We start from the raw sequence: 6878 nt of genomic DNA, 5'->3' as shown, positions 1-6878 counted from the left end.
CCAAAAAAGGAATAAGCTTTTTAAAAAAAAGCTTTACCAAAAAAGGCCAAAAAAGGAATAAGCTTTTTAAAAAAAAGCTTTACCAAAAAAGGCCAAAAAAGGAATAAGCTTTTAAAAAAAAAGCTTTACCAAAAAAGGAATAAGCTTTTTAAAAAAAAGCTTTACCAAAAAAGGCCAAAAAAGTTTAGCTTAGATAATACCACGTTTACTAGAAAAGTTAAAGTTATCAATTACGTCTTGAACTTCTGTAATTTCCAATGTAAAAGAATAATCAAGATCATTAAATTCGTAAAATGTTCCATCATAATTTAATATTGAAAATTCCAATTCTTCTAGACTATTTAATGGTACAGTATCAAAGCTTTTAGGATTACTTAGATAAGTAAAAACCATACTTCCTGGAGATTCTGATAATGATATTCTTGCAAATATATTTTTGACTTGTCCAGTGTTTAACATTGTAGATAATTGTGGTGAACATAAGAATGAATAATTTTCACCTTGTAAATTAATAGATCTATTTAAAATATTATTTTTTGTATTTGTTTGTTGTCCATTAAACCCATGTATTAAACTACTTATATATAAATTACCGCCACCTCCTGTTTCAATAGATGTAGCAAATGATCCAGAATTATAAAATGTAAATGTATTTTCATCTACTATGTCTCTTACTATAAATTGCTTAGAGTTTATATTTGATTCGGATATACCACCTACATTAATAGCATCGTATAAATAAAATTTTTGATCGAATCCTACAATACCAGATGTACCTGGTGAAATTAAAGGAAATGAATAAGGAATAGTAATTGTATCTTCGTTAATTACATTAACGTAATAACCATCATCTATGATTGGTGTGGTATTTGTTTGAGTAAAACGAACTAGTTGATTATTTGTAAAATTATGTGGTAATTGCGTTTGTATTGCTATTAAATTACCATATGTTTGGTTAGATGGTGTACCTGTTGTATTTTGTATACTAACAATTTTGTTAAAATTGTGATTTGGGAATGAAACTGTAAAAAGTCCACATGATAAATAAGCAGTTTTATTTAAAATTGTTTCTGTATTAAATGTTTTAATAGATGTATTTATCACTATACTATTAGAACTTGGTATAGCATAAATAGAAAATGGTATATTTCCTATAGGTGGAGATGTTAAAAGATTTTGAATCATAACAGAATCTCCTAATTGTAAATTATGATTTGGGCATATTAATGTAATAGTATCTGGTGAAATAATAACATTTGTTATATGTACAATATAAGTAGTTAATGGTTTATATCTTGATATAACACCTCCAGTACCAATTGTATTAATAATACTTTCACCTCCTGATGGAAGAATTCCACCTATTACAAAACTTGTATCTTGAAATACATATAACAATTTAAAAGTATCATCTAAATTTGGTGTAGTATTTGTTCCTGATAAAGTAATATTTATTTTAATATCATCTAATGTATAGTTGTGTTTTGTAAATGTTGTAATTAAAATATTATTAGTTTTATAATTTGAAATAGATTGTATATTAAATGTTTGATTATTAAAAACAACTTGACCAGAATTATAACTTTCTAATAATAATTTAGAACTTATATTTACTAAAAAGGTAGTACTAGATATAATTCTTGTAATAATAACAGATCCATCTATATTTGGTGAAACTCCACTTGAAAATATTGTACATATTTTTCCTAAAACATCTGATGTAAAATTATTTGGTTGAATTGTTGTTATAGTAGCTTGATATAAATTCGTAATAGATTTTATATAAGTATTAATTAATTCTGAACTATTTTCTAAAGGATATCCTATATTTTGAGCAACTGTACTACTGTGTTCTCCAAATAAAAGTTGAAATGGAGCAATTTTACCAGTTTTTAAAGTATTTCCGCCACCTGTTAATGTTTGAGAAGCATTTACATTTATTTCAAATACAAATGTATTTTGATTTAATACAGAAATTTTATGTTTTGTATTTAAGGTACTACCTTGTATACCAGCAAGTGTTTGAGCCCCTACTATATAAATATATTCTCCATCAGAAAAACCATGATTTGTAGCGGTTACCACAATAATTCCAGTATTTACAGAAGTTTGTAAAGGATTGTTACTTAATTGTGTTAAAATAAGTGAAGTAAAGGTTACAACATCTGTATCAATATCCAATGATACCAAGAAATAATGAAAACTTCCTAAATGATCTCTTCTTTTAACTAATGATACTTTATTTGAAATTTCATTTTGTAAAGAAGATGAAACATAACTACCAGTACGCAGTTGAACAAGATATTCAGGATACTCCTTTGTAATAGCATTTAATGTATCATTTGTAATATCTTCTTTATTTCTCCAATGAATATGATGATTTGATGTATTAATAACAGCATTCGTATTTGGAAATTCTATACTAGATAATCTTATTGTTTTTACATTGTAAAAAGTTTTCCCCAAGAAAATTTTAAAATTACTTGGTTTTTTATATAATAATTTATCACGATCCCTTGAATCAATACTAACATATGTAAGAATTTCTTTTGTTTTCCTTTGTTGTTTACCACCACCACCACCACCACCACCACTTTTTATAGAAGGTGCAAAACGATTAGTATTCATTATACTTTGTTCATCTGTTTCTTCTTCTAAACGAATACTTCTAATAGATAATCTATCAATGCTTTCTTTTAATTTCTTTTTTTCATTTAATTGTTGTTCATTTTTATAAAAAGTTTTAAATTCATTATTGAAATCGTCTCCTATTTCATTTGTTAAATCAGGTTCTGATATAAAACTGTTACTATACAATAGATCATTTTCATCAAAATCCATTTACCTTTTAAGATATTTTAATAAATTATTATTTATTAACATACGTAAAGTCGATTTAATTTAGAAATGTTTTTTATTCTTTATTTTTTATAGAATTTATTAATAATAATATAAATAAACCAAATATTAAATAAGATATCACTTCCATAATTTCTTCATTGTTAATTCTATCTGAATCAATTCCAAATTGTCTTGTAACTAATTCTCTACATTTACTACATTGTAAAATATGTTTTATATAAATATCACAATCACCACCATCATCACCATTTTTTTCTATTTCAAATTTTTCTATTATATTTTGCCCTGTAAGGTAAGGTTGTGGTTTAAATTCTTTTGTGTAATTGTATGGTTCGTATGAATTACCTCTAACGTCTATTTGTTTATGTTTATATAATTCAACAGGTGTTTTAATTAATTCTTGGTCAACTACACTTTTATTGTAGTATTTTAAATTATTTTGTATAGGAGTTTTTTCAAAAAGAGAACTTGCAAAATCACCTAAACCATTGTAAGGAGGTGGTTGAACTGGAACTGGTGTTTGCGCTTGTGCTGGCGCCTGAGCTGGTGCTGGTGCTGGTGCTGGTGCTGGTGCTGGTGCTTGTTGTAAATTACTATAAAGAGATTCGTCATATACTTTGTTCAAGTTTTCAAAATTAGGAAAAACACTTTTTATATACGAATAGCTCATATCTTATTAATATTACTTTGAAAAAAAATTTTTAAATAATTAATATCTTTGTATATTATAATATAATAAATGTTGGATAAATTTATAAGTGAAATTATTAAAGGTATTTTCTTAGGCTTTTTATATTTACAAATTACATTAGCAAATGATACAACAGTAGAAAATATTACAAGATTTGCCATTTTTTATATATTAATGGTTTACGGTGCTATGTTATCAGGTGTACAAACGAATGTTATTACAGGTGCATTTTTAACAAAAACAATTTTTACACTAATAGATGAAAGAGTTAAAAAACCAAATTCTAAAAAAATTAACATTTTATAATTTTTTATATTTTTTAAAAAAATAAACTAATAAATCACGTGATATCTTAGGCGACATCTTAGGCGACCTTTTAGGCGACCTTTTAGGCGACCTTTTACCACCACCACCACTAAATTTAATATTACGTGCCCCTTTAACTTTTGATTTTTCTCGTTTAGCTTTAATTATACTTTTTTTATTAATTTCTTTAATTGTCTTTGGTGTTTTACGAGTAATTTTCCTTGTTGGTCTACATAATGGATACTTTCCCTTTATACTACTACTTTTTCTACCACAAGATTTATACCCAGTTATTTTTCCACTCTTATTTTTTATAGGTCTATTCAGGTCAACCCACTTTTCTTTATACCATCTTGATAAACCTGATGTTTTAGATTTTTTTCCTTTGTATTTGCCACCTAAACTTTTATATTTTTTAACTATCCAACTTGATCTATAAATTCCACTTTTTGATGCAAATTTATGGTCAGCCATTTTTTTAACTCGTTTGTATAAATCTTTATTAGTTGGTTCTGAAAACATATATTATATATTTATAAAATTTTATTTGTTTATAAAATTTTATTTTAAAAATTATATTACATTCTTACTACATTATTTTTCTTTGGTCTTCCTCGTTTCTTTTGCATATTCATTGGAATACTTTTTAAAATATCATCTGATGTTTCAGTAGCCATTTCTTGTTCCTTTTCCATTTTTCTTTCATTCATTGTTTTTAATATGTTATCTATATCTATACCGTCTGGAGATATATAATTATTATTTGGACTATTCATTTTTGATGGTGTAAAATCTTCAGTTGTTTCACTCTTATTTCTTCTTAATTGGGAAGGATTCGGTAATCTTATATCATTCTCATTACTTGCTTGTTGGAAAAAATTTGGTTGTATATTTTGTTGGTAAACATTTGGCTGTTGTTGTTGTTGTTGTTGTTGGTAAAAATTTTGTTGCTGTTGTTGTTGTTGTTGGTAAAAATTTTGTTGTTGTTGTTGTTGTTGTGATTTATTATTCATAAGACCACCTAATAAAGATGTCATCATACTACTAGTATCTAATTTTGATATTTTTTTAGAAATAGTAAACATAGTAGCAGAACTAATAATCATAAATACTAAACGAAGTTCTGGTGACATTTGTCCCTTTCCTTTGTATTTTTCATACAATTCAGCCATAACTTCATCATATTCTTGATTTTCCATAGAATATCCCATAGCTTCACTCCATCCATCTAGGTCAACTCCTAATGGATCAAACTTTGTATTCATCATTTCAATACCTTGAACTCCTAAAAGTAACATTCTCTTGAAAAATGCAACAGATCTTTCGCTAGAAATTTCATTTTTAATTCTTTCACATTCATTTCTAATTTCATCTAATGTACAATTCATATCGAGACGTAAAGAACTCCATTTTCCCTTAACATTTAATTTATTGAATTTAAATAAATATTCACTCTTTTCTTTTCTTATAGCATCATTTTGATTTTCTCTTGAGACTAATTTTTCCTTTTTACGTTTTTGTTTAGAATCATCTGATGAACTACTAGATCTATCTGAACTAGAACTTTTTCTAATAGAATTTTTTTTATAATAATTATTTTCTTCTTGTAAAGAAGAAATTTTCTTAGATACAATAGATATATTGTCTACAGGTTTTGCTATCTTTTTCTTATTTGCCATTAATTCTAATTGCGATAAAGAAATATCTTCAGATTCTAATTGAGCCTTTGATTTTTGTTTTTTTGAAGATCTTGAAGAAACAGTAGAAAGTTTGTCCTTTTCTTTAAATTCTTCAGATAAAGACTTTGATAAAGACTTTGATTTATTTTCTTCTTGTTCCATTTAAACTATAATACTATAATAATATTATAAATGTTGTTTTTAAACAAATACTTTTTTTTAATTTAAAAAATGTAAAAGTAACCAAAAAATACTTTTTTAAAAAAAAAGTAACCAAAAAATACTTTTTTAAAAAAAAAGTAACCAAAAAACAAAGCTACGCTTAAAATTTTACTCCTAAATAATACTTTTTAATGTTAAGCGTAGCTTTGTTTTTTGGTTACTTTTTTTTTAAAAAAGTATTTTAAATCCAATTATTAAACGAGGAGTTACTACATATGTGATACAAGCAAAAACCGGAGTATACCTAGATCTGCAACAAAATATTCTAAAATTAATGGTTTATCATTCGTAATTAAAATATTCATATTTTCACATAAATGAGATGCCTTTATAAAATTCATAAGATGACTCAATTTAAATTTTCCTTGTACAATTTTATCATTTGTTTTTTCAAATTTAATAGAACGAATATCTTCGCCATTTTGTTGTAAAAGAGTTTTTTGATCTTTATTTAATTTATCATCTATTTCACTTATTGCCGTTTTAAATTCTGCCAGTCCATCTTCGCAGCTAAATATAAGTTGTTTTCCTATACTTTTTATTTCAACAACTTTTCCTTCTAATAGTTGAATGTCTTTTATAATTTGTTGAAATTGAATTGAAGGCATATTAATAACATAATCAAACATGATATCGGATACATTAATAACTTTATCATCTAAAGAAAGTAATGGAATCTTGTAATCCTTTACTTTACCCATAAAAGGATCTGCTAATTCAATACCAAGTTTGTCTTCTTCGCCCTTGTTCATATATAAAGTAATAGTTTCTCTTCTATTTGCAGATTTAATTGTTTTAAAAAATGTATTTGTATCAATTCCTAAAATAACAGGTTTGTCACATTTATAACTTTCAAATTTATTTGCATCTAATTTAATATATGTCAATGATACTTTTGAAACATCTAATGTTGAAATCTTTATACAATCTTTATTAATTAAAATATTAGTTTCTTTAATATAAGGTTTAATAACTTCAAATAAATTTTTAATGATTACACTTTTCAAAGTTTTAATTTCAAAAATTCTTTCTGACATTTTAATAATATAATAAAAAACTTTGTTTTTAAACTACTTTTTTTAAAAAAAAAGTAACCAAAAAAATCAAAAAATGTAAAT

General features: G+C 25.1%; 6 protein-coding genes. 1 reads left to right on the top strand and 5 read right to left on the bottom strand.

What is annotated here, in order from left to right:
• Positions 1-189 precede the first annotated feature (189 nt).
• Both AC8IG9_RS06125 and AC8IG9_RS06120 read right to left on the bottom strand, forming a co-directional pair.
• Entirely contained in the window at positions 190-2841 is a 2652-nt protein-coding gene (locus tag AC8IG9_RS06125; protein WP_507425929.1) for a hypothetical protein, read from the bottom strand.
• Positions 2842-2914: 73 nt separating this feature from the next.
• Positions 2915-3532, bottom strand: a complete 618-nt coding sequence (locus tag AC8IG9_RS06120) for a hypothetical protein (RefSeq protein ID WP_507425928.1) — start codon at positions 3530-3532, stop codon at positions 2915-2917.
• Between the two features lie 69 nt (positions 3533-3601).
• Here AC8IG9_RS06120 and AC8IG9_RS06115 point away from each other — a divergent pair, with 69 nt between their 5' ends.
• A complete protein-coding gene (locus AC8IG9_RS06115; protein ID WP_507425927.1) occupies positions 3602-3859 on the top strand; it encodes a hypothetical protein in 258 nt (85 codons plus the stop codon).
• On the opposite strand, the gene AC8IG9_RS06110 is transcribed toward AC8IG9_RS06115, so the two are convergent.
• The 3 genes from AC8IG9_RS06110 to pcn all read right to left on the bottom strand — a co-directional run bounded on the left by AC8IG9_RS06110 (position 3854) and on the right by pcn (position 6797).
• Positions 3854-4381 carry a DUF5872 domain-containing protein gene (locus tag AC8IG9_RS06110; protein ID WP_507425926.1) on the bottom strand — a complete coding sequence of 176 codons (528 nt, stop codon included), beginning with the start codon at positions 4379-4381 and terminating at the stop codon, positions 3854-3856. The two genes, AC8IG9_RS06115 and AC8IG9_RS06110, sit on opposite strands and share 6 nt — an antisense overlap.
• 56 nt (positions 4382-4437) lie before the next feature.
• Positions 4438-5700: a hypothetical protein gene (locus AC8IG9_RS06105; protein ID WP_507425925.1), complete on the bottom strand. Its 1263-nt coding sequence runs from the start codon at positions 5698-5700 to the stop codon at positions 4438-4440.
• 269 nt (positions 5701-5969) lie between these two features.
• Positions 5970-6797, bottom strand: coding sequence for a proliferating cell nuclear antigen (pcna) (gene pcn / locus AC8IG9_RS06100; RefSeq protein WP_507425924.1), 828 nt, complete (start codon positions 6795-6797; stop codon positions 5970-5972).
• Positions 6798-6878: the final 81 nt, after the last annotated feature.

Origin of the sequence: Candidatus Allofontibacter sp., from assembly GCF_040404065.1 — a bacterium.
Lineage (GTDB): Bacteria > Pseudomonadota > Alphaproteobacteria > Pelagibacterales > Pelagibacteraceae > Fontibacterium.
This window is presented reverse-complemented; position numbering and strand designations above follow the sequence as displayed.